Consider the following 22,376-nt stretch of genomic DNA (forward strand, 5'->3'; position numbering starts at 1 on the left):
GGGGGGGGGGGGGGGCCCGGGGGGGGGGGGGGCGGGGGGGGGGGGGGCGGCCGGGGGGGGGGGGGGGGGGGCCCGGGCGCCCCCCCCCCCCCGCCTCCTGTGCGTGCGTCTGCTGCTAGTTGCCGGCGTCCTGCGTCGCGTCGTCCGTCGGCGTGGCCGCGGGCGTCTCGACCGGGAGGGTGATCTCGCTGGTGGGCTCCGGCGAGGAGGTCGGCGCGAGCGTCGCGTACTCCTCCTGCTGGCTGGTCAGCACCGGGACGCTCGCCGAGACGCCCTCGGCGCCCGAGTACGAGAAGTAGACCTTGACCAGCGAGCCGGGCTTGGTGTCGGCGTCGTCGAAGACGACCTCGCGCGAGTCGCCGGCGGCCGTGCCCTGCGTGGTGCCGTCGCCCTCTTCCGTCGAGGCGGTGGCCTGCTCGGAGGGCTCCGCGGCGCCGCCGAGGTCGATGTGCGTGTTCGCCGGGACCGTGACGGTCTGGGTGTCCCCACCGACCTCGATCGAGAGGGTGATGTCGTCCCGCTCGGCGTTGTTCACGATCGTGCCCACGAACCGGGCCCCGTCGGCGTCGTCCGCGATGAGGAGCGCGTTGCGGATGTCCACCTTGCCGGTCGACACGTTCACGCCGTCGGTGATCTGCTTGATCTCCGTCGTCTGTGCGGGCGACATGAACTCGCAGCCGGTGGCGCCGAGCGCGATGGTTGCCGCAACGGCGACGGACACGAGTACCCGAGCTCGCAAGAGATTCCTCCGGAAGATCACGATTGTGGACCGGACGGTCCGGCACCATCCTACCGATCAGCGGGGGTGCCAGTTGTTAGGCGCCCCTTACCCGAACAACGCTTGTGGTAAACTGGGTGTCTCGGAACGGAGCCTGATACATGCAATTCGAGGTCGGCGAGACCGTCGTCTACCCCCATCACGGGGCGGCAACCATCTCTGAAGTCAAGACGCGCGTCATCAAGGGTGAGGAAAAGGTCTACCTGAAGCTGCGGGTCACCCAGGGTGACCTCACGATCGAGGTCCCGGCGGACAACGTCGACCTGGTCGGAGTCCGTGACGTGATCGGCAAGGAAGGCCTCGACAAGGTGTTCGAGGTCCTTCGTGCCCCCTTCACCGAAGAGCCCACGAACTGGTCGCGTCGCTACAAGGCGAACCTCGAGAAGCTCGCTTCCGGTGACGTCATCAAGGTGTCCGAGGTCGTCCGCGACCTCTGGCGCCGCGACCAGGACCGCGGCCTGTCCGCGGGGGAGAAGCGGATGCTCGCCAAGGCGCGGCAGATCCTGATCTCCGAGCTGGCGCTGGCCGAGAAGACCGACGAGGACAAGGCATCGACCGTCCTCGACGAGGTCCTCGCCTCCTGAGCGCACCGGACCACTGAACACGTCCTCGACCGTTCTGTTCCCCCACGGGGTGGACAGGGCGGTCGTCGTCGTTGCGGCCGGTTCCGGCACGCGGCTCGGCATCGGGACGGCCAAGGCGTTCGTCCCCGTGGCCGGCACGCTGATGCTCGCGCGGGCGCTCGAGCCGCTGTTCGCCCTGCCGTCGCCGACGCTCGTCGTGGTGGTCGCGCCGGCGGCGCTCCTCGACGACTGCCGACAGGTGGTCGCGTCCGTCGCCGGGGCTGCGGTCGCCTACACGGCCGTCGTCCCCGGAGGCGCGGATCGCCATGCCTCGGTCGAGGCCGGCCTGGCCGTGCTGCCGGACTCCGTCACCGCGGTGCTGGTGCACGACGCGGCGCGTTGTCTGACGCCGGCAGCCCAGTTCGAGCGGGTGTTCGACGCCGTCGCCGGTTCGCTGCACGACGGGGCGGGTGCCGGGTTCGTCCCCGCACTGCCCGTCACGGACACGATCAAGCGCGTCGACGGGGACGCCGTCGTCGAGACCGTCGACCGCGCGGCACTCGTCGGGGTGCAGACGCCGCAGGGGTTCCCGCTCGCCGCGCTCCGGCAGGCGTACGCGGTGTCGCAGCAGGCCGAGACCGACGACGCCGGGGTGTTCCAGGCGGCGGGCGGCACCGTGCGGTTCGTCCCCGGCGACGCCGACGCCTTCAAGATCACCACCCCGTGGGACCTCGGTCGTGCCGAGTCGATCGTGCGTGCCCGCGCCGCCATCCCCGAGGACACCCGGGTCGGCCTCGGGGTGGACGTGCACGCGTTCGACGCGGCGTCCCCGTGCCGGGTCGGGCTGCTCGACTTCCCCGGTGAAGCGGGGCTCTCCGGCCACAGCGACGGCGACGCGGTCGCGCACGCGGTCTGCGACGCCCTGCTCTCGGCGGGCGGGCTCGGCGACATCGGCGGGACGTTCGGCACGTCGGACCCCGCCTACGCCGGGGCAGCGGGCGACGTCTTCGTCCGGGGTGCGGTCGCGATGCTGGCCGCCGCCGGTCTGGCGCCCGTGTCCGTCACCGTGCAGGTCATCGGGAACCGCCCGCGCATCGGCGCACGTCGGACCGAGATGCAGGACGCCCTCGGCGCCGTCGTCGGGGCCCCGGTCGCGGTCTCCGGCACGACGACGGACGGTCTCGGGTTCACCGGCCGCGGCGAGGGGCTCGCCGCGATCGCGACAGCCGTCGTCCGACCGGTCTGACGTCCTAGGCTGGACGCGTGACCGTTCGCCTCTACGACTCCCGCGCCGCTGCCGTCGTCGACCTCGTCCCGCTGGTCGACGGACAGGTGAGCATGTACGTGTGCGGTCCGACCGTGCAGTCGTCGCCGCACATCGGGCACCTCCGCTCCGCGCTCGTCTACGACATCTGGCGCCGCTGGCTCACCCACCGCGGCCTCCGGGTCACGCTCGTGCGGAACGTCACGGACATCGACGACAAGGTGCTCGACCTCGCGCACGGCACCGACGAGGCCTGGTTCGCCCGGGCGTACCGCGTCGAGCTCGAGTTCACGGCCGCGTACAACGCCCTCGGCATCCTGCCCCCGACGTACGAGCCCCGGGCCACCGCGAGCGTGCCGCAGATGCACGACATCATCACCAAGCTCATCGACCGCGGGCACGCCTACGCGGCGGCGGACGGCTCCGGCGACGTCTACTTCGACACCGGCAGCTGGGCGTCCTACGGGGCGCTCACCCGGCAGCGGCGCGAGGACATGGTCGAGGCCACCGACGCCGACCCCCGCGGCAAGCGCGACCCCCGCGACTTCGCGCTCTGGAAGGGCGCCAAGCCCGGGGAGCCGTCGACGGCGAACTGGGACTCGCCCTGGGGTCCCGGCCGCCCGGGCTGGCACATCGAGTGCTCGGCGATGTCCCGGCGTTACCTCGGCCCGGCGTTCGACATCCACGGCGGCGGGCTCGACCTGCGCTTCCCGCACCACGAGAACGAACTCGCGCAGTCCACGGCGGCCGGAGACGCCTTCGCCTCCTACTGGCTGCACAACGGCCTGGTCTCCGTCGACGGGCAGAAGATGTCGAAGTCGCTCGGCAACTCGATCTTCGCCGCGGACTTCCTCGGGTCCGCGCGTCCCGTGGTCGTCCGGTACTTCCTCGGCGCCGCGCACTACCGCTCGTCGATCGACCACCACGACGGCTCCCTGGCCGAGGCCGAGGCGGCGCTCGACCGGATCGAGGGCTTCCTGACCCGGGCCGCGCCGCGGCTCGAGGGCGTCCGGCTGGCCGATGCCCCGGGGGTGCCCGAGGCCTTCGCCGCGGCGATGGACGACGACCTCTCGGTGCCCCAGGCCCTCGCCGTGCTGCACGAGACCGTCCGCTCCGGGAACGCCGCCCTCGACGCGGACGATGCGGAAGCGCTCGGAACCGCGTACCATCAGGTGGCTGCGATGGTGGAAGTGCTCGGCATCGATCCGCGAGCCGCCCACTGGTCGGGTGGTGGCCACGACGCATCGGCCGCACCGCTCGCAGCACTCGTCGAACGCCTCGTGCAGGAACGCGCCGACGCCAGGGCCGCACGCGACTTCGCCACGGCCGACCGCGTGCGCGACGACCTCGCATCCGCGGGCATCACGATCGAGGACACCGCAGCAGGTACACGCTGGAGCATCGCCTGACAACGGCAGTGCCGGACAGGAGAGAGCAATGAAGAACGTCTCGGGCAGCAAGAAGGGACGGCCGGGCGCCGTCCGGACCGGTCGCAAGGGCAACAAGCAGGTCGGCTCCGGCGGCCAGGGCGCGCAGGCGCTCGAGGGCCGCAAGCCCACGCCGAAGGCCGAGGACCGTCCGTACCACCCCGCCGGCAAGCGCAAGGCGGCGAAGGAGCGCTTCGAGGCCGCTCGCGGGCGCCACGGTGCGTCGAGCTCACCGCAGCAGCGCACCGGTCGTCCGCCGCAGCGGAAGACCGACGACTCCGAGCTGGTCACCGGCCGCAACTCGGTGCTCGAGGCCCTGCGCACGAAGACCCCCTCGACGACGCTGTACATCGCCTCCCGCATCGAGGTCGACGACCGCGTCAAGGAGATCCTCGCGCTCGCCAACCACCGCGGCGTCCCGATCATGGAGATCATGCGTCCGGAGCTCGACCGCATCACGGGGCACGACAGCGTGCACCAGGGTGTCGCGCTCAAGGTCCCGGCGTACGAGTACGCCGTGGCCGAGGACGTCGTCGAGCGGGCGTTCGCCAAGGACGAGGTCCCGCTGCTCGTCGCCCTCGACGGCATCACCGACCCGCGCAACCTCGGTGCGATCATCCGCTCCACCGCGGCCTTCGGCGGCCACGGTGTCGTCGTCCCGCAGCGGCGTTCGGTCGGTGTGACCGCGTCCGCGTGGAAGACCTCCGCCGGTGCGGCCGCCCGGACCCCCGTCGCGATGGCCCCGAACCTCACGCAGACCCTCAAGTCGCTCAAGTCGATGGGCCTGTTCGTCCTCGGCCTCGACGGTGACGGCGACGTGGAGCTCGACGGCCTCGAGCTCGCCGACCGTCCGATCGTGATCGTCGTCGGTTCCGAGGGCAAGGGCCTCTCGCGCCTCGTCACCGAGACCTGCGACGCGATCGTCTCGATCCCGATCTCGAGCGCGACGGAGTCCCTCAACGCGGGCATCGCCGCGAGCGTCACCCTGTGGGAGGTCGCCCGGCGCCGTCGCGCCGAGTAGTCGCGCACTTCGTGAGCAGGAATGGTCGCCTCCCGGTTCGGGAGGCGACCATTCCTGCTCACCATGCGAGGCGCGCGGGCGCGTGGGCGCGCCGGGGCGCCCGCGCCCGTCAGACCCCGGCGCGCCAGTCCTCGACGTCGTCGGGCGACGCCGGCACCGCGTCGTCGACGACCGGGATCGGCAGCGTCATCGACGAGGTCGGCGGGTTGATCAGCAGCCGCTCGTCGCGACGGTGCCGGAGCACGTCGTTGATGTAGGCGGTCGTCGCCTCGGGGAGCGACACCGAACGCTCTTCTTCCTGCGACATGAACCAGCGGTGCTCGAGCAGCTCGTGGAACACCTCGGCCGGCTCGAGCCGCCCGCGCAGGTCCCGCGGGATCGAGCGGATCACCGGCTCGAACACCCGCGACACCCACTCGTGCGCCACCATCTCCTCGTCGAGCAGGTCGCGGCCGTTGCGCGCCCGGTACGAGTCGAGGTCGTTGAGGAGCCGCCGCGCCTGGTTCTCGCCGGCGTCGATCCCGGTGAGGCGCAGGAGCCGTCGCTGGTGGTGTCCGGCGTCGACGACCTTCGGCTGGATGCGCACCTGCGACCCGCCCTCGGTCGTGTGGATCGAGAGCTCCTCGATGTCGAAGCCGAGCGCGTTGAGCCGTTCGACGCGGTCGTTGATGCGCCAGCGTTCCTTGACGTCGAACTGCTCGGTGCCGGTGAGTTCCTTCCAGAGCGTCCGGTACTGCGCGACGATCCGGTTCGAGACGTCCACGGCGTCGGCGTTCTCGTCGAGTCGACCGCCCGCCTCGAGGTCGAGGAGCTCGCCGGCGATGTTCACGCGCGCGACCTCGAGGTCGTTCTCCCGCTGACCGTTCGACAGGCCGCCGGGGTAGAGCTTGCCGGTCTCGGCGTCCACCAGGTACGCCGCGAAGGCACCGGCGTCACGTCGGAACAGCGTGTTCGAGAGCGAGACGTCGCCCCAGTAGAAGCCGATGACGTGCAGCCGCACGAGCAGGAGCGCGAGGGCGTCGACCAGGCGGGTGGCCGTCTCGGGCCGCAGTGTCTGCGAGTACAGGGCGCGGTACGGCAGCGAGAAGCGCAGGTGCCGGGTGACGAGCACGGGGTGCAGGGCCTCGCCGTCGGCGCTCACCCGGTTCGTGATCACGGCGACGGGGTCGACGCACGGCACGTCCATGCGCTGCAGGGTGCGGAGCATCTCGTACTCCGAGCGGGCGACCTCTTCGCCGGTCTCCTTCACGGCGACGACGTACCCGCCGAGCTGCACGAACCGCACGAGGTGCCGCGAGATGCCCTTCGGGAGCGCGACGATCGTCTCGTCCGGCCAATCCGCCAGTGGGAGGTCCCACGGCAGGTCGAGGAGTCCGGGGTCGACGGTGGCGGCGGTGATGGACATCGAGTCGGGCACGGTTGGTTCCTCTGGTACGTGTGCGACGGACGGGAGGCGCGGGGCCAGCTGGCACCGCGCCTCCTGTGGGGACCTTCCAGCGTTACGCGCTGACGACGGCCTTGTCGTCGAGCCGCTCGCCCGACTCGGTGTCGAAGGCGTGCACGTGGCCCTGCTTCGGCGTGACGACGATCGTGTCACCGATCGACGGGTGCGAACGCCCGTCGACGCGGGCGACGATGTCGACGCGCGAACCCTTGACGTCGGCGTGACCGTACAGGTAGCCGTCGGCGCCGAGCTCCTCGACCACGTCGACCGTGACCGGCAGGCCCTCGCCCGACTGCGCCACGATGACGTCCTCGGGGCGGATGCCGACCGTGATGTTCCCGGAACGCGCGTTGGAGAGCGTGTCGCGGTCGATGGGGTGGTTGAGCGAACCGAACTTGATGCCGCCCTCGACCACGTCGGCCGGGAGGAGGTTCATCGCCGGCGAGCCGATGAAGCCCGCGACGAAGACGTTGTTCGGCTTCTCGTAGAGGTCGCGCGGCGAGCCGACCTGCTGCAGGATGCCGTCCTTGAGCACCGCGATGCGGTCACCCATGGTGAGCGCCTCGGTCTGGTCGTGCGTGACGTAGACCGTGGTGACGCCGAGACGACGCTGCAGCGAGGCGATCTGGGTGCGGGTCTGGACGCGGAGCTTGGCGTCGAGGTTCGACAGCGGCTCGTCCATGAGGAACACCTGCGGCTGACGGACGATCGCGCGGCCCATCGCGACGCGCTGACGCTGACCACCGGAGAGCGCCTTCGGCTTGCGGCCGAGGTACTGCTCGAGGTCGAGGAGCTTCGCGGCTTCCTGCACGCGGGTGGCGCGCTCGTCCTTGCCGACGCCGGCGATCTTGAGCGCGAAGCCCATGTTCTCGGCGACGGTCATGTGCGGGTACAGCGCGTAGTTCTGGAACACCATCGCGATGTCGCGGTCCTTCGGCGGGACGTCCGTGACGTCGCGGTCGCCGATGCGGATCGAACCGGAGTTGACCTCTTCGAGGCCGGCCAGCATGCGCAGGGACGTGGACTTGCCACAGCCCGAGGGGCCGACGAGGACGAGGAACTCGCCGTCGGCGACGTCCAGGTCGAGGGAGTCGACCGCGGGACGGTTGCCTCCGGGGTAGAGACGGGTTGCCTTGTCATAGGTGACGGACGCCATGAGCGTTCGGTCCTTCCTTCACCGGCAGGTACGTGCCGGACGATCCGAGTGAAGCGGTTGCCCGTGGGGGCCCCGGATGGTCGCCGTCGACCATCGAGGTTCATACAACACGATCTGCCTCGGGAGCGCCAGTGCTCACACCGGGTTGGGTGGTTCCCATCGGGTCCCGGTACGATCGGCGGGTCCGTCCGGCCTGCCGGGGGAAGCCGTACGGACGACGACCAACGTGAGGACACTCGACGCATGACCAACCGCCCCGAGGGTGACGCCCGCGCCGCGCGGAACGAACGACGCGAAGCCGCACGACAGCGCGCCCAGCGTGCCCGCACCCAGCAGAAGCGCCGCCAGCGCGGACTCCGACTCGGCCTGCAGATCGGCATCGGCGTCGTCTTGCTCGCCGCAGCGACCGTCGTGACACTCGTCCTCGTCGACTCCGTGCAGCCCGCGGGCCCCGGCCCGGCGAACACCTCGCAGGGCGGCATCACGATCGGGCAGGACCTCAAGGCGGTCACGGCGTCCTCGCAGTCGCCCGCGCCGACCTCGACGGACGCCGCCGGTTCGGTGCGCATCACGATGTACGTCGACTACCTCTGCCCGATCTGCGGCCAGTTCGAGGACGCGAACGGCGAGTACATCCAGAACCTCGTCGACTCCGGTGCGGCGACGGTGGACATCCACCCGATCGCGATCCTCTCGAACCGGTCGCAGGGCACGAAGTACTCGCTCCGTGCCGCGAACGCCGCCGCCTGCGTCGCGGACAGCTCGCCGGACCAGTTCTTCGCCGTCAACCAGGCGCTGTTCGCGAAGCAGCCGGAAGAGGGCACCGCCGGGTTGACCGATGCGCAGCTGACCAAGGTCGTCACGGGCGTGGACGGGCTGCAGAAGCGGTCGACGATCACGAAGTGCATCGAGGACCAGACCTACAGCAAGTGGATCGACGAGCGGACCACCGCGGTGACCGGCGGCGACATCCCCGGGTCGACGCTCAAGGAGTTCCCCGGAACGCCCCTCGTGCTCGTGAACGGGCAGCGCTACGAGCTCACCTCGCCGATCACGAACGACGACTTCCGGACCTTCGTGGTGACGGCTGCCGGTGCGAGCGACGCCACCCCGACGCCGACGCCCACGCCGAGTGCCACCCCGACCTGGTCCGCGACGCCGAGCGCCTCGCCGTCGAACTGACCCGGGCTGCTGACCCGGACTACAGGGACGAACCCGGCACGCTGAACGTGTCGCACGCCGTCGCGCCGCGCTGGTAGCCCCGCAGGAACCAGTTCTGGCGCTGCTCGCTCGACCCGTGGGTGAACGAGTCCGGGTCGACCCGACCGCTCGAGCGCTCCTGGATGCTGTCGTCGCCGACGGCGCTCGCGGCGGACAGTGCGTCCTCGATCTCGGCACGCGTGATCGGCTCGAAGAAGGTCTCGCCGTTCGCGTCCTTCGTGGTCGCGGCGTCGCCGACCCAGGCGCCCGCGTAGCAGTCCGCCTGCAGCTCGACGCGGACGCTGCCGGACGACGCACCGGTCCCGGAGCGGTCGGTGTTCGCGAAGGCACCCTGGAGCTGCTGGATGTGGTGGCCCCACTCGTGCGCGACGACGTACATCTGCGCGAGCGGCCCGCCGGAGGAGCCGTACTTCGACTGCAGGTCGTCGTAGAACGCGGTGTCGAGGTAGATCGCCCGGTCCGGCGGGCAGTAGAACGGGCCGGTCGCCGCCGATGCCTGGCCGCACGAGGTGCTCGTCGAGCCGTCGAACAGGATGAACCCCGGGGTCGTGTAGGCGATCCCGAGCTTCCGTGACTCGGACGTCCAGTACCCGTCGAGCGACTCAGCGGCGCCCTCCATCCGGCACTCGATCTTGAGGTTCGCGTCACGGCCCGTTCGGCACTCGGCTGCTGCGTCGACGGTCTCACCGCGCTGCTGGATCTCGGTCGTGCCGTTGCCGCCGTCGATGATGCCGGAGAGGTCGACGCCGGTGAACTGTGCGATGAGGAACACGACGATGGCGCCGACGCCCACCGCGCCGCCGCCGATCGCAGCGCCGCGCCCCCGCCGGGTGACCTTCCCGCCCTTGAGCTGCGAGTCGTCGTTGAACGTCATGCCCCGAATGTACGGGTGGGCGGTGCTCGGTGCCCGCATCGGTGGGAGGAGTAGACCGGACGGCATGCCCGTCCTCGACGAATCCCACCCCCTGTTCCTCTTCGCGATGGACCAGCGGTCCTCGCTCCTCGAGCACACCTACGACGAGTCCGGCGGGGAGCCCCTCGACGAGGCCGAGGCCGAGCGCGTGCGCGCCGGCAAGCAGCTCGTCTACCGCGGCGTCCTCACGGCGCTCGCGGCCGGTGCGTCCCGCGAGCGGACCGGCGTCCTCGTCGACGAGCGCTACGGCTCCGACGTCGCCCGGCTCGTCAAGGAGGCCGGGCTCCAGCTCGCGATGCCGATCGAGCGGTCGGGCCGGGAGTGGTTCGAGCTCGAGTACGGCGAGGACTGGATGGCGCACGTGGACGCCTTCGACCCGGACTGGGTGAAGGTGCTCGTGCGCGACAACCCCGACTTCGACGCGGAGCGCCGCGAGCGGCAGGCATCGGAGCTCGCCGAGGTCGCGGGCGTGCTGCACGGTGCCGGTCGGCCGTTCCTGGTCGAACTGCTCGTGCCGGCGACCGACGAGCAGCGGGCATCGGTCGAGGACTACGACCGCGACCTCCGACCGGACCTCGTCGTGCAGGTCATCGAGTACCTGCAGGACCACGGGGTCGAGGCGGATGTGTGGAAGCTCGAGGGCCTCGACGAGCGCGCGGACGCGGAACGGGTCGTCCGGGCTGTGCGTCGCGGTGGCCGGGACGCGGTGCAGTGCATCGTCCTCGGCCGGGACGCCCCCGAGGAGCAGCTCGACCACTGGCTGCGCACCGCCGCCGGGGTGGACGGGTTCGTCGGGTTCGCCATCGGTCGCAGCAACTGGGAGGAACCGCTCGAGGACGTCGTCCGCGAACACCTCGACACCGAGGCCGCCGAGGGGCTCATCGCGGCGAACTACCGCCACTTCGTCGACACCTGGCTCGAGGCCCGCCCGGGCATCGAGCACGGCGTGGACGCCGGCGCGGTCTGACCCCGGGTCCGAGCCCGGGTCTCAGGTGCGGACCAGCGGCTCCACGCCCGCCAGGTCCGCACCGATCCCGACGTCGACGAGCTCGATCCGCCCGGCGAGGCTCGCGCCCGGTCCGCGGAGCAGCCCGGCCTTCACCCCGCCGAACGTCACCGTGACGTCCGCCTGCAGCACGTGGTCGTCCGCGATCGCGCCGGTGTCGACGTCGATGCCGCTCGGCACGTCGACCGCCACGACGAACGGTGCGCGCTGGTCGCGTGCGAGCTGACGGATCGCCGCGACGACCTCGCGCGCCGGAGAGCGGAGCGCGGACGCGCCGTGCACGCCGATGCCGAGGATCCCGTCGAGCACCAGGTCCGCCTCGAGCGCCGCGTCGGTCGCGACGGCGGCCAGTCGCGCGGCGTCATCCCGGGAGGCCGCTGCGAGGAGGTCCGCGGCCGGACGGACCGACCCGGTGTCGGACGGGCGGTCCAGGAGGCGCGCCCCGGCGTCCAGCGCCGCTGCCAGGCCCGCCCCGTGGACGCGTGAGCCGACGCGCAGCACCGTCACGCGCCTCCCGTCCGCCGCCAGGCGTGCCCCCGCGAACAGCGCGTCACCACCGTTGTCGCCGCTGCCCACCAGCAGCAGGACCGATCCCGGTCCGTCAGCCGGACGCACGGCCGGGTCGTCGAGCAGTCCGCCGACGATCCGCGCCAGCCCGTCCGCCGCACGCTGCATGAGCGGTTCGCCCGCGTCGAGGTGCGGCCGCTCCGCCGCCCGGATCTGGTCGCCGCCGTAGCCGTCCATGGTGACCACAGTGCCCCGGTAGCCTGGAGGGGACATGTCACTCGTCCCCGAAGCACCCCGTCCCCGCGTCGTGATGTCCCCGGACGGGCTGAAGATCGCCACCTACGACTTCGGCGACCCCGAGGCGCCGGCGGTCGTCGCCGTGCACGGGTTCGCCTCCGGCGCGCTGCTGAACTGGCACGCCTCCGGGTGGACGCGCGACCTCGTCCGCGCCGGGTACCGCGTCGTCGCGCTCGACCAGCGCGGGCACGGTGCCTCGTCGAAGCCGCACGACCCGTCCGCGTACTCGATGGAGCTCCTCGTCGCGGACGTCGTCAGCGTGATCGACACCTACCTGCTCGACGACGTCGCGTACCTCGGGTACTCGCTCGGCGCCCGCGTCGGCTGGCACACCGCCGAGCAGCTCCCCGACCGGATCACCCGTGCGGTGTTCGGCGGCATCCCCGACGCCGACCCGATGCGGCGCGTGCGGGTCGACCAGGCGAAGGCGTACTTGGCGGACGGCACGCCGATCGAGGACCGCGTGACGAACGGCTACCTGACGATGGCCGCCGGCGTCGAGGGGAACGACCTCGGCGCGCTCGTGGCGATGGTCGAGGGGATGCGGGGCAGCATCGAGCCGACGCCGTCGAACGCGCCCGCGCAGCCCGTACTGATGGCCGCGGGCAGCGAGGACGGCATCAAGGACAGCGCCGTGCGGCTCGCGGCGGCGGCCCCGGACGCCTCGTTCTTCGAGATCCCGGGCCGGAACCACTTCAACGCACCGACGTCGCGCGACTTCCGCCAGGCCGCGATCACGTTCCTGACCGAGACCGCCGTGTCCGACCAGCGCTGACGGGTACTGCCAGGTCCTCGTTGTCCCCGGTGGTCGCGCGTACCGTCCCGGCCATGGACTACAGACTCCTCGGCAACAGCGGGACATCGGTGTCGACGCTGACCCTCGGCACCATGACCTTCGGCAGCGAAGCCGACGAACCCACCTCGCACACCATCATCGACACGTTCGTCGCCGCCGGCGGCACGCTCATCGACACGGCGGACGTCTACTCCGGCAACGAGTCCGAGCGCATCATCGGCCGCTGGCTCGCCGCGCACCCGACCGAGGCGCAGCAGGTCGTCCTCGCCACCAAGGGGCGCTTCCCGCAGGGCGACGGGCCGAACGACCTCGGGCTGTCCCGTCGGCACCTCCGGGTCGCCCTCGACGCCTCGCTCGAGCGGCTCGGCGTCGAGCACATCGACCTGTACCAGATGCACGCGTGGGACGCCCTCACCCCGATCGAGGAGACACTGCGCTTCCTCGACGACGCCGTGTCCGCGGGCAAGATCGGCTCCTACGGGTTCTCGAACTACCTCGGGTACCAGATCACGAAGGCCGTGTACGAGGCGAAGGGCCACGGGTGGGCGCCGCCCGTGACGCTGCAGCCGCAGTACAACCTGCTCGTCCGCGACATCGAGCACGAGATCGTCCCCGCCTGCCTCGACGCCGGCATCGGCCTGCTGCCCTGGTCGCCCCTCGCCGGCGGCTGGCTCTCCGGCAAGTACCAGCGCGACGAGGCCCCCAGCGGCGCGACCCGGCTCGGCGAGAACCCGGCGCGCGGGATGGAGGCGTGGGAGGCGCGGAACGGCGACGAGCGGACATGGGCCGTCCTCGACGCGGTGTCGGACATCGCCGACGCGCACGGTGCCTCGCGGTCGCAGGTCTCCCTGGCGTGGCTGCTCGCCCGACCGGCCGTGACGAGCGTCATCCTCGGTGCCCGAACGGTCTCGCAGCTCGAGGACAACCTCGGTGCCGCCGACCTCGTCCTCGACGACGCCGAGCTCGCACGGCTCACCGAGGTCAGCGCGCCGCGCATCGACGACTACCCCTACGGCACCGCGGGTGTCGCGCAGCGCGAGCGGAAGATCACCGGGGGCCGCTGAGCGTTCGCTGTCCGACGGGTGCGGCTTTCCGCGAGCTTGACCAGGGATGTGGACACCGTGTTCGGTGCGGTGTCACCATCACTGCACGACCGGCTGGTTACCGCGTCGAGCGCTCGGAACGCCCCCTGATCCGTGTTCCACGCGCCGAAGGCCCCGGGTGCTTCCACCCGGGGCCTTCGCACGTGGGGCCGGCAGCGGGACTCGAACCCGCAACCCCCGTATTACAAGTACGGTGCGCTACCAATTGCGCCATGCCGGCTGACGCGCCCATCCTAGCGGCGGACGCGCCGGGGCCTCACTCGCTCTTCTCGGAGAAGTTCAGCGAGATCGAGTTCATGCAGTAGCGGTCACCCGTCGGGGTGCCGAACCCGTCGGGGAACACGTGGCCGAGGTGCGAGCCGCAGTTCGCGCAGCGGACCTCGGTGCGTGCCATGCCGAGGGAGTTGTCCTCGAGCAGCTGCACCGCGTCGGGGTCGACCGACTCGTAGAACGACGGCCAACCGCAGCCGGAGTCGAACTTCGTGCCGCTCTTGAACAGCTCCGCGCCGCACGCCGCACAGGTGTAGACACCGGCGCGCTCCTCGTCGAGGAGGTCACCCGTCCACGGGCGCTCCGTACCGGCCTGCCGGAGGACGGCGTACTGGTCCGGGGAGAGCTCCTCGCGCCACTGGGCGTCGGACTTGTCGACGTTGTATGCCATTGTTTCCTCCTGCTCCTGTCGCCGTTGCTGGACGACCACTTCGGTAAACTCGCGACGATGTCCGAACATTCCGTGCACCACGCCCGTTGGGACCGTCTGACGACGGACGAACTGTACGGCATCGTGGTGCTCCGGAACCGCGTGTTCGCACTGGAACAACGCGTCACGGCCGAGGACTTCGACGGCCGTGACCGTGAAGCGGACACCGAGCACTGGTGGTTCGGCACCGACGACCGAGCGGTTGGGTACCTGCGGCTCATCCGACCGGCACCGGACGAGGTCCACCCAGACGGTTCGGCAGCACCCGCCTGGGTGATCGGCCGGGTCGCCACCGACCCGGGACACCGCGGGAGCGGGATCGCCGGTCGCCTCGTGGCCGCGGTGCTGGGTGCGCACGGGCACGAGCCGTTCGTCCTGCACGCCCAGGAGTACGTCGCCGGACTCTACGAGCGCCACGGCTTCGTCCGCTTCGGAGCGCCCTACGACGAGGCCGGCATCCGTCACGTCGGTATGCACCGTCCCGGTCGCTGATGGACACGCGGGAGCGGTACGCCGCCTACGCGGAGCGCATCGCGGGGGTCTCGCCGTCCTACGCCGCGTGGGCGCGGTCGCTGGACGACGGCACGGTGTCCGTGCTCGACGAGGTCCCGGAGTCGAAGCGGCAGCCGGAGCTCCTCTTCGCGGTCGCCCGTCGCCTGGGCGCCGATCCGGCGGACCCCGGTGCGCTGCGCGCGCTGGTCCAGGAGGCGCGACCCGCCCTGGTCGCCGCCCTCGCCTCCGCCACGGTGCAGGCCAACGACCCCAGACGCCTGGCCCCGGTGGTCCCGCTGTTCGCGGCGCTCGCCGCTCGGGTCGGGCGGCCGCTCGGCCTCGTCGACGCGGGGGCGGCGGCGGGGCTCTGCTCGATCCCGGACCGGGTGACGCTCGACTACGTCGTCGGGGCGCGTTCCGAGGTCGTCCGGATGCACACGGCCTCCGTCGAGCCCGGCCTGCACCTCGTCGCGGAGGCCAGCGGCGCGGTGCCGGCACCGGCAGCGTGCCCGATCGACGTCCGGGCGCGGGTGGCCCTCGACCCGAACCCGATCGACCTCGCCGGGCCCGGGGCGTTCGACCGGCTCGTCGAGGCCGTCCCGCCCGAGGCGACGGACCGCACCGCCCTGATGCGTGAGGCTGCGCGTGCGACGCTCGCCGCGCCTCCCGTCCGCATCCGGGGCACCCTGCCGGGCGACCTCGACCGCGCACTGGAAGCCCTGCCGGACGACGTCGTGCCGGTCGTCCTGACGACCGGGACCCTCGTGTACGTCCCCGGCGCGGACCGCCAGCGGTTCGTCGACCGGGTGCGCGAGCTGGGCGTGCACTGGATCGCGCTGGAACGCACGGGGATCCTCAGCGGGGTCGCCGCGACCCTGCCGGACGACGTCGACCCGGCGGATCCGGACGCGTTCGCGACCGCGTCGCTCGACGGTGTGGCCCTGGCTGTCTCGGACCCGTTCGGGGTCCGCGTCCGGTGGGTGGCCGATCCGAACCTGTGACCGGTCTTCGCGACAGTCCAGCGGCGTGCCAGGGTGCGGATGACCTCCACCTCTACGATGTGCGAGACCCGTTCCCCCACCGTGATCGGAACCGCAGTGACCGCCACACCCGTCGAGCTCGACGAGCTCGCCAAGCACGTGCTCGCGTTCGAGCACGACCGGGCACGGCACGACCGCACGAAGGAAGCGGAGATCCGGGTCGAGTTCGACATGTCGCCCGCTCGGTACTACCAGGTGCTGAACCGTGTGATCGACTCGCCCGCGGCGCTCGCGTACGACCCGCAGCTGGTCTCCCGGCTGCAGCGGCTCCGGTACGCGCGCACCAGTGCCCGGGCAGCGCGCAGCTTCGTCGCGCCCGGTGCAGCTCCCGAAGGACGTGAAGAGGAACGATGACGACGAGATACCCCCGAGACCGGTTCGACGACGTCGCCGACGGCCCCCGGGTCGGGGCGCACCGCGGTGCGCAGCGGCGTGGGCGCGGGTGGATCGCGTTCGCGTGGGCGGCGCTCGCCACTGGTGTCATCGTGGGGGTCTGCGTCGTCGCGCTCGCGCTCCTGAACGGCAGCTACTCGTTCACCGGCTCGGCATCGCCGTCGGCTTCGGCCTCGGCGTCGGCGTCCGCATCAGCGGCGCCGTCGTCGTCCGCGTCCTCGTCGGCGTCGCAGGCACCGGCCACGGGGACCCCGGCCGACCAGGGTGCGACGACGCTCGTCGTCCTGAACGGCACGTCGACGACCGGCCTCGCGGCGAAGGGCAGCGCGGCGCTGACCTCGGCCGGGTGGAAGGTGACGTCGACGGGGGACGCCGGCACGACCGGGGCGACCTCGACGATCGTGTACTACCAGCAGGCCGCACAGGCCGCCGTCGCGCAGGGCATCGCGAAGTCGCTCGGCACGACCGCGGTGCAGCAGTCGGCGGCGTTCCCGAACGCCGACATCAGCGTCGTGCTCGGCGCGGACTACGCCGGCTGATCGTTCCCGGCGCATTCCTGGTCGCGTTCTCCGGTTCGTGGTGCGCGCATTTGTGACGGCCGTGTTTCGAGCACGTTGATTCTTGTCGGAATCGACGTGAAACAACGTCACACCTCTTGCCCTGTCGGCATTGTTCGGTAAGAGTCTCCCCAAGACGGCGACTACGCCGTCCGCACCAGCACCACCGCAGGGAGCAAGAGATCATGGCCAACGGAACCGTGAAGTGGTTCAACGCCGAGAAGGGCTTCGGCTTCATCACCGTCGATGGAGGGGGCCAGGACGTGTTCGTGCACTACTCGGCAATCGACATGTCGGGGTACAAGGTCCTCGAGGAGGGCCAGGCAGTGACGTTCGACGTCGGCACCGGGTCGAAGGGGCCGCAGGCCGAATCGGTCCGTCCCGCCTGACCCGGCAACCACCTCGCGAACGCGCCGTCCCGTCCGGGGCGGCGCGTTCGTCCGTGTGCGGCGACCGGCGTTCGTCGCTTCCGTCCCTCGTGTCGGTGCGTTCGTCGCTCGTGTCGGTGCGTGTCCTGGGAACTCGAGCCGCGCCTCCTGGCGGTGTTGCACTCGACCCCTGCGAGTGCCAGAATCGGCGTTGGCACTCGCTCACGCTGAGTGCCAGCACGACCCCCATGACGACGTCCGGGAGGGACGAGAAACTCACATGGCTAAGATCATTGCTTTCGACGAGGAGGCCCGCCGTGGCCTCGAGCGCGGCCTGAACATCCTGGCTGACGCCGTGAAGGTGACGCTCGGCCCGCGCGGCCGCAACGTCGTCCTCGAGAAGAAGTGGGGCGCCCCCACGATCACGAACGACGGTGTCTCCATCGCCAAGGAGATCGAGCTCGACGACCCGTACGAGAAGATCGGTGCGGAGCTCGTCAAGGAGGTCGCCAAGAAGACCGACGACGTCGCCGGTGACGGCACGACCACCGCGACCGTCCTCGCCCAGGCCCTCGTCCGCGAAGGCCTCCGCAACGTCGCCGCCGGTGCCGACCCCGTGTCGCTCAAGCGCGGCATCGAGAAGGCCGTCGCCGCCGTCTCCGACCAGCTCCTCGCCAACGCGAAGGACATCGAGACCAAGGACCAGATCGCCGCGACCGCGTCGATCTCGGCCGCTGACCCGACCATCGGCGCGCTCATCGCCGAGGCCATCGACAAGGTCGGCAAGGAAGGTGTCGTCACCGTCGAGGAGTCGAACACCTTCGGCACCGAGCTCGAGCTCACCGAGGGCATGCGCTTCGACAAGGGCTACCTGTCGCAGTACTTCGTGACCGACCCCGAGCGTCAGGAAGCCGTCTTCGAGGACGCCTACATCCTGATCGTCAACTCGAAGATCTCGAACATCAAGGACCTCCTGCCGGTCGTCGACAAGGTGATCCAGGCGGGCAAGCAGCTCCTGATCATCGCCGAGGACGTCGACGGCGAGGCCCTGGCCACGCTCGTCGTGAACAAGATCCGCGGCATCTTCAAGTCCGTCGCCGTCAAGGCCCCGGGCTTCGGCGACCGTCGCAAGGCCATGCTGCAGGACATCGCGATCCTCACCGGCGGCCAGGTCATCTCGGAAGAGGTCGGCCTCAAGCTCGAGAACGCGACGCTCGACCTGCTCGGCAAGGCCCGCAAGGTCATCATCACCAAGGACGAGACGACCATCGTCGAGGGTGCCGGCGACGAGGAGCAGATCGCGGGCCGCGTCCGTCAGATCCGCTCCGAGATCGAGGCGACCGACTCCGACTACGACCGCGAGAAGCTCCAGGAGCGCCTCGCGAAGCTCGCCGGTGGCGTGGCCGTCATCAAGGCCGGTGCCGCGACCGAGGTCGAGCTCAAGGAGCGCAAGCACCGCATCGAGGACGCCGTCCGCAACGCGAAGGCCGCTGTCGAAGAGGGCATCGTCGCCGGTGGTGGCGTCGCCCTCATCCAGGCGTCCGTCGTGCTCGACACCCTCGAGCTCGAGGGCGACGAGGCGACCGGTGCGAACATCGTCCGCGTCGCGATCGACGCGCCGCTCAAGCAGATCGCGCTGAACGCCGGTCTCGAGCCGGGTGTCGTCGCCGCCAAGGTCCGCGAGCTCGAGTCGGGTCACGGCCTCAACGCCGCGACCGGTGAGTACGTCGACCTCGTCGCCGCGGGCATCATCGACCCGGCCAAGGTCACGCGCTCGGCGCTGCAGAACGCTGCGTCGATCGCCGGTCTGTTCCTCACGACCGAGGCCGTCGTCGCCGACAAGCCCGAGCGCACCCCTGCTGCTCCGGCCGGCGACCCGACGGGTGGCATGGACTTCTAAGCAGTCCTGACGGAAGGGCCTCGCACGCTGCGCGTGCGGGGCCCTTCCGCGTGCGGGGGGGGGGGGGGGAGGCCGGCGGGCGGGCGGCGGCGGGGGGGGGCCCGGGGGGGGGGCGCCCCCCCCCCCCCCCGCCGGCGGGGGGGGGGGGGGGGGGCCCCCCCCCCCCCCCCCCCCCCGGGGGGGGGGGCCCCCCCCCCCCCCCCCCCCCCGCCGGCGGGGGGGGGGGGCGCGCCGGGGGGGGGGCGCCCCCCCCCCCCCCCCCCCCCGGGGGGGGGGGGGGGGGGGGCGGGCGCCGAGGTCGCACGAACTGCCGCTCGAGAGCGCGACGGGCGGCAGTTCGTGCGACCTCACCGTCCCGCCCACGGCGTGTTGTGCGACCAGCGCACACCGCACAGGAGGCGCGGGTCGTCACGTTCTCCACAGTTCGGCTCGAAGGATGGTCGCGGCTCGCACCGCACCGCCACACTCTCGCCATGGCCCGGCCGTCTCCGCTCCCCGACGAACTCGATCCGAACGGCTTCCGGGTCTGCGACGCACTCGCGGCCGGGGTTGATCCGGGTCGACTCCGCCGGCGGGACCTCGCCCGCCCGGTGCACGGCGTCCGGTCGGCAGATGCATTGATGTCGCCCGTCGCCGCGCTCGCACTCGTGATGCGCCCAGATCAACACTTCAGTCACACGACCGCTGTCGAGCTCTGGGGTGCTCCGCTCCCGCGCCAGTTCGAGGGCAGCCTGCACGTCACGACGATCGGCGCCGGCCCGCTCATGCGTCGGCCCGGTGTCGTCGGACACCGACGTCGATCCGCGGCGGCCGTGGTGCTGCGGGCCGGCGTACGAGTCAGCGGGCCGGAACATGCGTGGCGCGAGTGCGCTGGGCTGCTGAGCGTCCGACAGCTCGTGGCGGTCGGAGACTTCCTCGTCGGACGGCCAGACCGGACGACGGTCGACGCCCTGGCCGCCACGATCCTTCCCGGGCAGCGCTCCGTCGCCGTTGCACGTGCGGCCGTCAAGCTCATCCGCGTCGGGGCTGAGTCAGCGATGGAGACGTGGCTGCGTCTTGCGGTCGTGGACGCGGGGTTCCCTGAACCGGAACTCCAGATCGAGGTGTTCGACCGTGCAGGGCGGTTCCTGGCGCGAGTGGACATGGGCTGGCCGGAGCTCCGGATCGCACTGGAGTACGACGGGGACCACCACCGCGAGCGTGCGACGTTCGAGCACGATCAGCGCCGGGACAACTCCATGACCGTGGAGGGATGGCTCGTCCTCCACGCGAATCGAGGAGACGTCGACCGTCCTGCGGTCCTCTTCGAGCGGCTTCGTCAGGCGTTCGTCGCGCGATCGTCGGCTCGACCACGGGCATGACCTGGTCGAGGTCGCGCGACATGCCGCAGGTGAGGTGCCCGGGTCGCACGAACTGCCGCCCGGCCCGTGGGTGGGCGGCAGGTATTGCGACCTCGGCGTGTGCTGGCGGGTTCGTCGCGAGGTCGCGCGACCTGCCGCGCGTGGGGCGTCCGGGTCGCACGAATTGCCGCCGAGCGCGTGGGTGGGCGGCAGGTATTGCGACCTCGGGCCAGCGGGCGGGCGTGCGGGGGCCCGGGGGCGGGCGGGCTAGCGGGCCGGCGGGCGGGCGGGCGGCACGCCCGCGGGCGTCACGCGCCGGCGGGCGCGGGGGCGGCGTAGTCGCGGGGGAGCAGGGGGAGCCACACGCGGAAGGTCGCGCCGCCGCCCTCGGTGTCGAACACCTCGACCGAACCGTGGTGCGCCGCGACGATGCCCGAGACGATCGCGAGCCCGAGGCCCGAGCCGCCGGTGTCCCGTGCGCGCGAGGTGTCGGCGCGCCAGAAGCGCTGGAAGATCTTGTCGCGCAGCTGCGGCGGGATGCCCTCGCCGTGGTCGATCACGTCGATGTGCGCCATCCCGCGCTCGTCGTCCACGCCGATGCCGATCTCGATCGGGTCGTCGTGCTCCGTGAAGCGCATGGCGTTGCCCATGAGGTTCGTCACGATCTGGCGGATCTTGTTCTCCTCCGCCAGGACGATCGGCGGCCGCTTCGGCAGCACGACGGTGGGCAGCGGGGTGGTCTCGTCGGTGGGGGCGGCCGTGCCGTCGACACCCATCGCGCGGGTGCGGCGGGCGCGGAGTCGCGCGATCGTCTGGCGCGAGAACGCGATGGGGCCGGTCGTGTTCGCGGACGTCGGCGATGCCGGGGGCCCGTCGCCGGAACCGGGGGCCGAGGCGGGTGCTGACGCCGGACGGACCGCGTGCGGCACGCTCTCGCCGGTCACCGAGTCCTCGACGAGCACCTGGATCTCGCGGTCGGGGTTCGACGCCATCGTGTCGAGCGCGGAGTCACGGGCGATGGCGACGAGGTCGACCGGGCCGAGCTCGAGCGGCTTCGACTCGTCGATGCGGGCGAGCTGCAGCAGGTCCTGCACGAGGAGGCCCATGCGCTGGGCTTCCTTCTCGATGCGCTCCATCGCCTGGGCGACGTCCTCTTCCTTGCGGAGCGCGCCCATCCGGTAGAGCTCGGCGTACCCGCGGAGCGACACGAGGGGCGTGCGGAGCTCGTGGGAGGCGTCCCCGACGAACCGACGCATCTGGTCGATGGTGCGCTGCCGGTCCTCGAACGCGGAGTCGATGCGCTCGAGCATGGAGTTGAGGGACCGGTTCAGTCGACCGACCTCGGTGTTGGGGGTGTCGGCTTCGAGGCGCTGGTTGAAGTCACCGGCGGCGAACCGGGCAGCGGTGTCCTCGACGTCGCGCAGGGGGTCGAACGTCGCCGTCACGAGGAGCCGCGTGAGCATGGCGCCGAGCAGGATCACCGAGGCACCGAAGCTCAGGAAGATGGCGGTGAATCGCAGGACGGTCTGGTCGGTGTCGGCGCTCGACACCGCGACCAGGACGTACCCGGCCTGCGTGGTGCCGGTCGACTGGTCCTGCAGCGATGCCGGGATGACCTGCGCACGCCACTCGTGGTTGTGCTGGCTGTCGTACAGCGAGAAGCGCGAACTGGTCTGCGCCGCGGAGGAGAAGTCGAGCTCGTGGATGTCGGGGCGGCTCGACGCCGGGGTCTGGCAGATCTGCTTGCCGGCGGAGTCGTACGCGGCGACGTACGCGCTCTGCGAGAGGACGACGGAGAGCTTGCAGTACTGCTCGCCGTCGCTGATGTTCTGACCCTCGAGCTGTTCCGTCGTCTGACGGACGTTGTTGTCCAGCTGGGCCATGAGGTACGTCGACAGCACCGTCATCGTGCCGAGCCCCGCGACGAGCAGTCCGAGCGCCACCAGGAGCACCGTGATCCCGGTGATCTTGGTGCGCAGGGAGATCCCGTCCCACCAGCGGCTCATTCGCGTGTGCATGCTGCCCCAACGATAGACAGCGGTCGCCCGGTGAAACCGGACGACCGCCGTGAAGACGAACCCCGAGGGATC

At 71.4% G+C, this 22,376-nt stretch carries 22 protein-coding genes and 1 tRNA gene; 15 read left to right on the top strand and 8 right to left on the bottom strand.

Features of this window, described 5'->3' with window-relative positions; translation table 11 throughout:
* Window positions 1-115: 115 nt before the first annotated feature.
* The gene (locus tag ACIPKM_RS15295; protein WP_071295879.1) at window positions 116-721 is read right to left on the bottom strand and encodes a hypothetical protein; all 606 of its coding nucleotides are present in this window, start codon (window positions 719-721) and stop codon (window positions 116-118) included.
* 158 nt (window positions 722-879) lie between these two features.
* Between ACIPKM_RS15295 and ACIPKM_RS15300 the strand changes: the two genes are divergently transcribed.
* Genes ACIPKM_RS15300 through rlmB form a run of 4 tightly spaced genes read left to right on the top strand, consistent with a single transcriptional unit; the run spans window position 880 to window position 5,053 of the window.
* The gene (locus tag ACIPKM_RS15300) at window positions 880-1,362 is read left to right on the top strand and encodes a CarD family transcriptional regulator (protein WP_017888066.1); all 483 of its coding nucleotides are present in this window, start codon (window positions 880-882) and stop codon (window positions 1,360-1,362) included.
* Window positions 1,363-1,411: 49 nt separating this feature from the next.
* Window positions 1,412-2,587 (top strand): 2-C-methyl-D-erythritol 4-phosphate cytidylyltransferase, encoded by a 1,176-nt coding sequence (ispD, locus tag ACIPKM_RS15305; protein ID WP_083403400.1) that lies wholly within the window; start codon window positions 1,412-1,414, stop codon window positions 2,585-2,587.
* Between the two features lie 17 nt (window positions 2,588-2,604).
* A complete protein-coding gene (gene cysS / locus ACIPKM_RS15310) occupies window positions 2,605-4,014 on the top strand; it encodes a cysteine--tRNA ligase (RefSeq protein ID WP_071295881.1) in 1,410 nt (469 codons plus the stop codon).
* A gap of 28 nt (window positions 4,015-4,042) precedes the next feature.
* Window positions 4,043-5,053: a 23S rRNA (guanosine(2251)-2'-O)-methyltransferase RlmB gene (rlmB, locus tag ACIPKM_RS15315; protein WP_070417805.1), complete on the top strand. Its 1,011-nt coding sequence runs from the start codon at window positions 4,043-4,045 to the stop codon at window positions 5,051-5,053.
* Window positions 5,054-5,162: 109 nt separating this feature from the next.
* Here rlmB and ACIPKM_RS15320 read toward each other — a convergent pair whose 3' ends face one another.
* Window positions 5,163-6,470, bottom strand: coding sequence for a DUF4032 domain-containing protein (locus ACIPKM_RS15320; protein WP_092385133.1), 1,308 nt, complete (start codon window positions 6,468-6,470; stop codon window positions 5,163-5,165).
* An 82-nt stretch (window positions 6,471-6,552) separates the two neighbouring features.
* Window positions 6,553-7,653, bottom strand: coding sequence for an ABC transporter ATP-binding protein (locus tag ACIPKM_RS15325; RefSeq protein WP_070417806.1), 1,101 nt, complete (start codon window positions 7,651-7,653; stop codon window positions 6,553-6,555).
* A 243-nt stretch (window positions 7,654-7,896) separates the two neighbouring features.
* Here ACIPKM_RS15325 and ACIPKM_RS15330 point away from each other — a divergent pair, with 243 nt between their 5' ends.
* Window positions 7,897-8,835, top strand: a complete 939-nt coding sequence (locus ACIPKM_RS15330; protein ID WP_071294886.1) for a thioredoxin domain-containing protein — start codon at window positions 7,897-7,899, stop codon at window positions 8,833-8,835.
* A gap of 19 nt (window positions 8,836-8,854) precedes the next feature.
* Here the strand turns inward: ACIPKM_RS15330 and ACIPKM_RS15335 are convergent, their stop codons facing one another.
* Window positions 8,855-9,748 (bottom strand): neutral zinc metallopeptidase, encoded by an 894-nt coding sequence (locus tag ACIPKM_RS15335; protein WP_071294887.1) that lies wholly within the window; start codon window positions 9,746-9,748, stop codon window positions 8,855-8,857.
* Window positions 9,749-9,812: 64 nt separating this feature from the next.
* Here ACIPKM_RS15335 and ACIPKM_RS15340 point away from each other — a divergent pair, with 64 nt between their 5' ends.
* A complete protein-coding gene (locus tag ACIPKM_RS15340; protein WP_071294888.1) occupies window positions 9,813-10,754 on the top strand; it encodes a 2-deoxy-5-keto-D-gluconate 6-phosphate aldolase domain-containing protein in 942 nt (313 codons plus the stop codon).
* 21 nt (window positions 10,755-10,775) lie between these two features.
* Here the strand turns inward: ACIPKM_RS15340 and ACIPKM_RS15345 are convergent, their stop codons facing one another.
* A complete protein-coding gene (locus tag ACIPKM_RS15345) occupies window positions 10,776-11,537 on the bottom strand; it encodes an NAD(P)H-hydrate epimerase (RefSeq protein WP_139201866.1) in 762 nt (253 codons plus the stop codon).
* A gap of 34 nt (window positions 11,538-11,571) precedes the next feature.
* Between ACIPKM_RS15345 and ACIPKM_RS15350 the strand changes: the two genes are divergently transcribed.
* Both ACIPKM_RS15350 and ACIPKM_RS15355 read left to right on the top strand, forming a co-directional pair.
* Window positions 11,572-12,372: an alpha/beta fold hydrolase gene (locus tag ACIPKM_RS15350; protein ID WP_071294890.1), complete on the top strand. Its 801-nt coding sequence runs from the start codon at window positions 11,572-11,574 to the stop codon at window positions 12,370-12,372.
* A gap of 53 nt (window positions 12,373-12,425) precedes the next feature.
* Entirely contained in the window at window positions 12,426-13,457 is a 1,032-nt protein-coding gene (locus tag ACIPKM_RS15355) for an aldo/keto reductase (RefSeq protein ID WP_070417812.1), read from the top strand.
* Between the two features lie 183 nt (window positions 13,458-13,640).
* Here ACIPKM_RS15355 and ACIPKM_RS15360 read toward each other — a convergent pair.
* Window positions 13,641-13,716: transfer RNA gene (locus ACIPKM_RS15360), tRNA-Thr, on the bottom strand.
* Between the two features lie 36 nt (window positions 13,717-13,752).
* The gene (gene msrB, locus ACIPKM_RS15365) at window positions 13,753-14,157 is read right to left on the bottom strand and encodes a peptide-methionine (R)-S-oxide reductase MsrB (protein WP_070417813.1); all 405 of its coding nucleotides are present in this window, start codon (window positions 14,155-14,157) and stop codon (window positions 13,753-13,755) included.
* Window positions 14,158-14,214: 57 nt separating this feature from the next.
* On the opposite strand from msrB, the gene ACIPKM_RS15370 reads away from it, so the two are divergent.
* The 7 genes from ACIPKM_RS15370 (at window position 14,215) to ACIPKM_RS15400 (ending at window position 20,307) form a co-directional block, all read left to right on the top strand.
* Window positions 14,215-14,688, top strand: coding sequence for a GNAT family N-acetyltransferase (locus tag ACIPKM_RS15370; protein ID WP_071294891.1), 474 nt, complete (start codon window positions 14,215-14,217; stop codon window positions 14,686-14,688).
* A complete protein-coding gene (locus ACIPKM_RS15375; RefSeq protein ID WP_071294892.1) occupies window positions 14,688-15,689 on the top strand; it encodes a DUF2332 family protein in 1,002 nt (333 codons plus the stop codon). The genes ACIPKM_RS15370 and ACIPKM_RS15375 overlap by 1 nt, the downstream gene beginning before the upstream one ends.
* 96 nt (window positions 15,690-15,785) lie before the next feature.
* A complete protein-coding gene (locus tag ACIPKM_RS15380) occupies window positions 15,786-16,082 on the top strand; it encodes a DUF3263 domain-containing protein (protein WP_229085283.1) in 297 nt (98 codons plus the stop codon).
* Window positions 16,079-16,660 (top strand): LytR C-terminal domain-containing protein, encoded by a 582-nt coding sequence (locus ACIPKM_RS15385; protein WP_071294893.1) that lies wholly within the window; start codon window positions 16,079-16,081, stop codon window positions 16,658-16,660. Before ACIPKM_RS15380 ends, ACIPKM_RS15385 begins: the two co-directional genes overlap by 4 nt.
* Before the next feature lie 203 nt (window positions 16,661-16,863).
* Window positions 16,864-17,067 (top strand): cold-shock protein, encoded by a 204-nt coding sequence (locus tag ACIPKM_RS15390; protein ID WP_022903461.1) that lies wholly within the window; start codon window positions 16,864-16,866, stop codon window positions 17,065-17,067.
* A 259-nt stretch (window positions 17,068-17,326) separates the two neighbouring features.
* Complete coding sequence (gene groL, locus ACIPKM_RS15395; protein ID WP_070417818.1) at window positions 17,327-18,946, top strand: chaperonin GroEL; 1,620 nt, start codon at window positions 17,327-17,329, stop codon at window positions 18,944-18,946.
* Window positions 18,947-19,419: 473 nt separating this feature from the next.
* Window positions 19,420-20,307 (top strand): hypothetical protein, encoded by an 888-nt coding sequence (locus ACIPKM_RS15400; RefSeq protein ID WP_071294894.1) that lies wholly within the window; start codon window positions 19,420-19,422, stop codon window positions 20,305-20,307.
* A 287-nt stretch (window positions 20,308-20,594) separates the two neighbouring features.
* Here ACIPKM_RS15400 and ACIPKM_RS15405 read toward each other — a convergent pair whose 3' ends face one another.
* Entirely contained in the window at window positions 20,595-22,304 is a 1,710-nt protein-coding gene (locus tag ACIPKM_RS15405) for a cell wall metabolism sensor histidine kinase WalK (RefSeq protein WP_070417820.1), read from the bottom strand.
* Between the last annotated feature and the right edge of the window lie 72 nt (window positions 22,305-22,376).

Source organism: Curtobacterium sp. NPDC086286 (assembly GCF_044746255.1).
In the GTDB taxonomy this organism is placed as follows: Bacteria; Actinomycetota; Actinomycetes; order Actinomycetales; family Microbacteriaceae; genus Curtobacterium.

Bases quoted from the DNA above. Each gene is read 5' to 3' on its own strand.
- ACIPKM_RS15325 (WP_070417806.1), bottom strand. From the start codon at position 7,653: ATGGCGTCCGTCACCTATGACAAGGCAACCCGTCTCTACCCCGGAGGC.
- ACIPKM_RS15400 (WP_071294894.1), top strand. From the start codon at position 19,420: ATGGCCCGGCCGTCTCCGCTCCCCGACGAACTCGATCCGAACGGCTTC.
- ACIPKM_RS15385 (WP_071294893.1), top strand. From the start codon at position 16,079: ATGACGACGAGATACCCCCGAGACCGGTTCGACGACGTCGCCGACGGC.
- ACIPKM_RS15350 (WP_071294890.1), top strand. From the start codon at position 11,572: ATGTCACTCGTCCCCGAAGCACCCCGTCCCCGCGTCGTGATGTCCCCG.
- ACIPKM_RS15340 (WP_071294888.1), top strand. From the start codon at position 9,813: ATGCCCGTCCTCGACGAATCCCACCCCCTGTTCCTCTTCGCGATGGAC.
- ACIPKM_RS15405 (WP_070417820.1), bottom strand. From the start codon at position 22,304: ATGCACACGCGAATGAGCCGCTGGTGGGACGGGATCTCCCTGCGCACC.
- msrB (WP_070417813.1), bottom strand. From the start codon at position 14,157: ATGGCATACAACGTCGACAAGTCCGACGCCCAGTGGCGCGAGGAGCTC.
- rlmB (WP_070417805.1), top strand. From the start codon at position 4,043: ATGAAGAACGTCTCGGGCAGCAAGAAGGGACGGCCGGGCGCCGTCCGG.
- ACIPKM_RS15390 (WP_022903461.1), top strand. From the start codon at position 16,864: ATGGCCAACGGAACCGTGAAGTGGTTCAACGCCGAGAAGGGCTTCGGC.
- ACIPKM_RS15370 (WP_071294891.1), top strand. From the start codon at position 14,215: ATGTCCGAACATTCCGTGCACCACGCCCGTTGGGACCGTCTGACGACG.
- ACIPKM_RS15345 (WP_139201866.1), bottom strand. From the start codon at position 11,537: ATGGACGGCTACGGCGGCGACCAGATCCGGGCGGCGGAGCGGCCGCAC.
- groL (WP_070417818.1), top strand. From the start codon at position 17,327: ATGGCTAAGATCATTGCTTTCGACGAGGAGGCCCGCCGTGGCCTCGAG.
- ACIPKM_RS15335 (WP_071294887.1), bottom strand. From the start codon at position 9,748: ATGACGTTCAACGACGACTCGCAGCTCAAGGGCGGGAAGGTCACCCGG.
- ACIPKM_RS15355 (WP_070417812.1), top strand. From the start codon at position 12,426: ATGGACTACAGACTCCTCGGCAACAGCGGGACATCGGTGTCGACGCTG.
- ACIPKM_RS15300 (WP_017888066.1), top strand. From the start codon at position 880: ATGCAATTCGAGGTCGGCGAGACCGTCGTCTACCCCCATCACGGGGCG.
- ACIPKM_RS15375 (WP_071294892.1), top strand. From the start codon at position 14,688: ATGGACACGCGGGAGCGGTACGCCGCCTACGCGGAGCGCATCGCGGGG.
- ACIPKM_RS15330 (WP_071294886.1), top strand. From the start codon at position 7,897: ATGACCAACCGCCCCGAGGGTGACGCCCGCGCCGCGCGGAACGAACGA.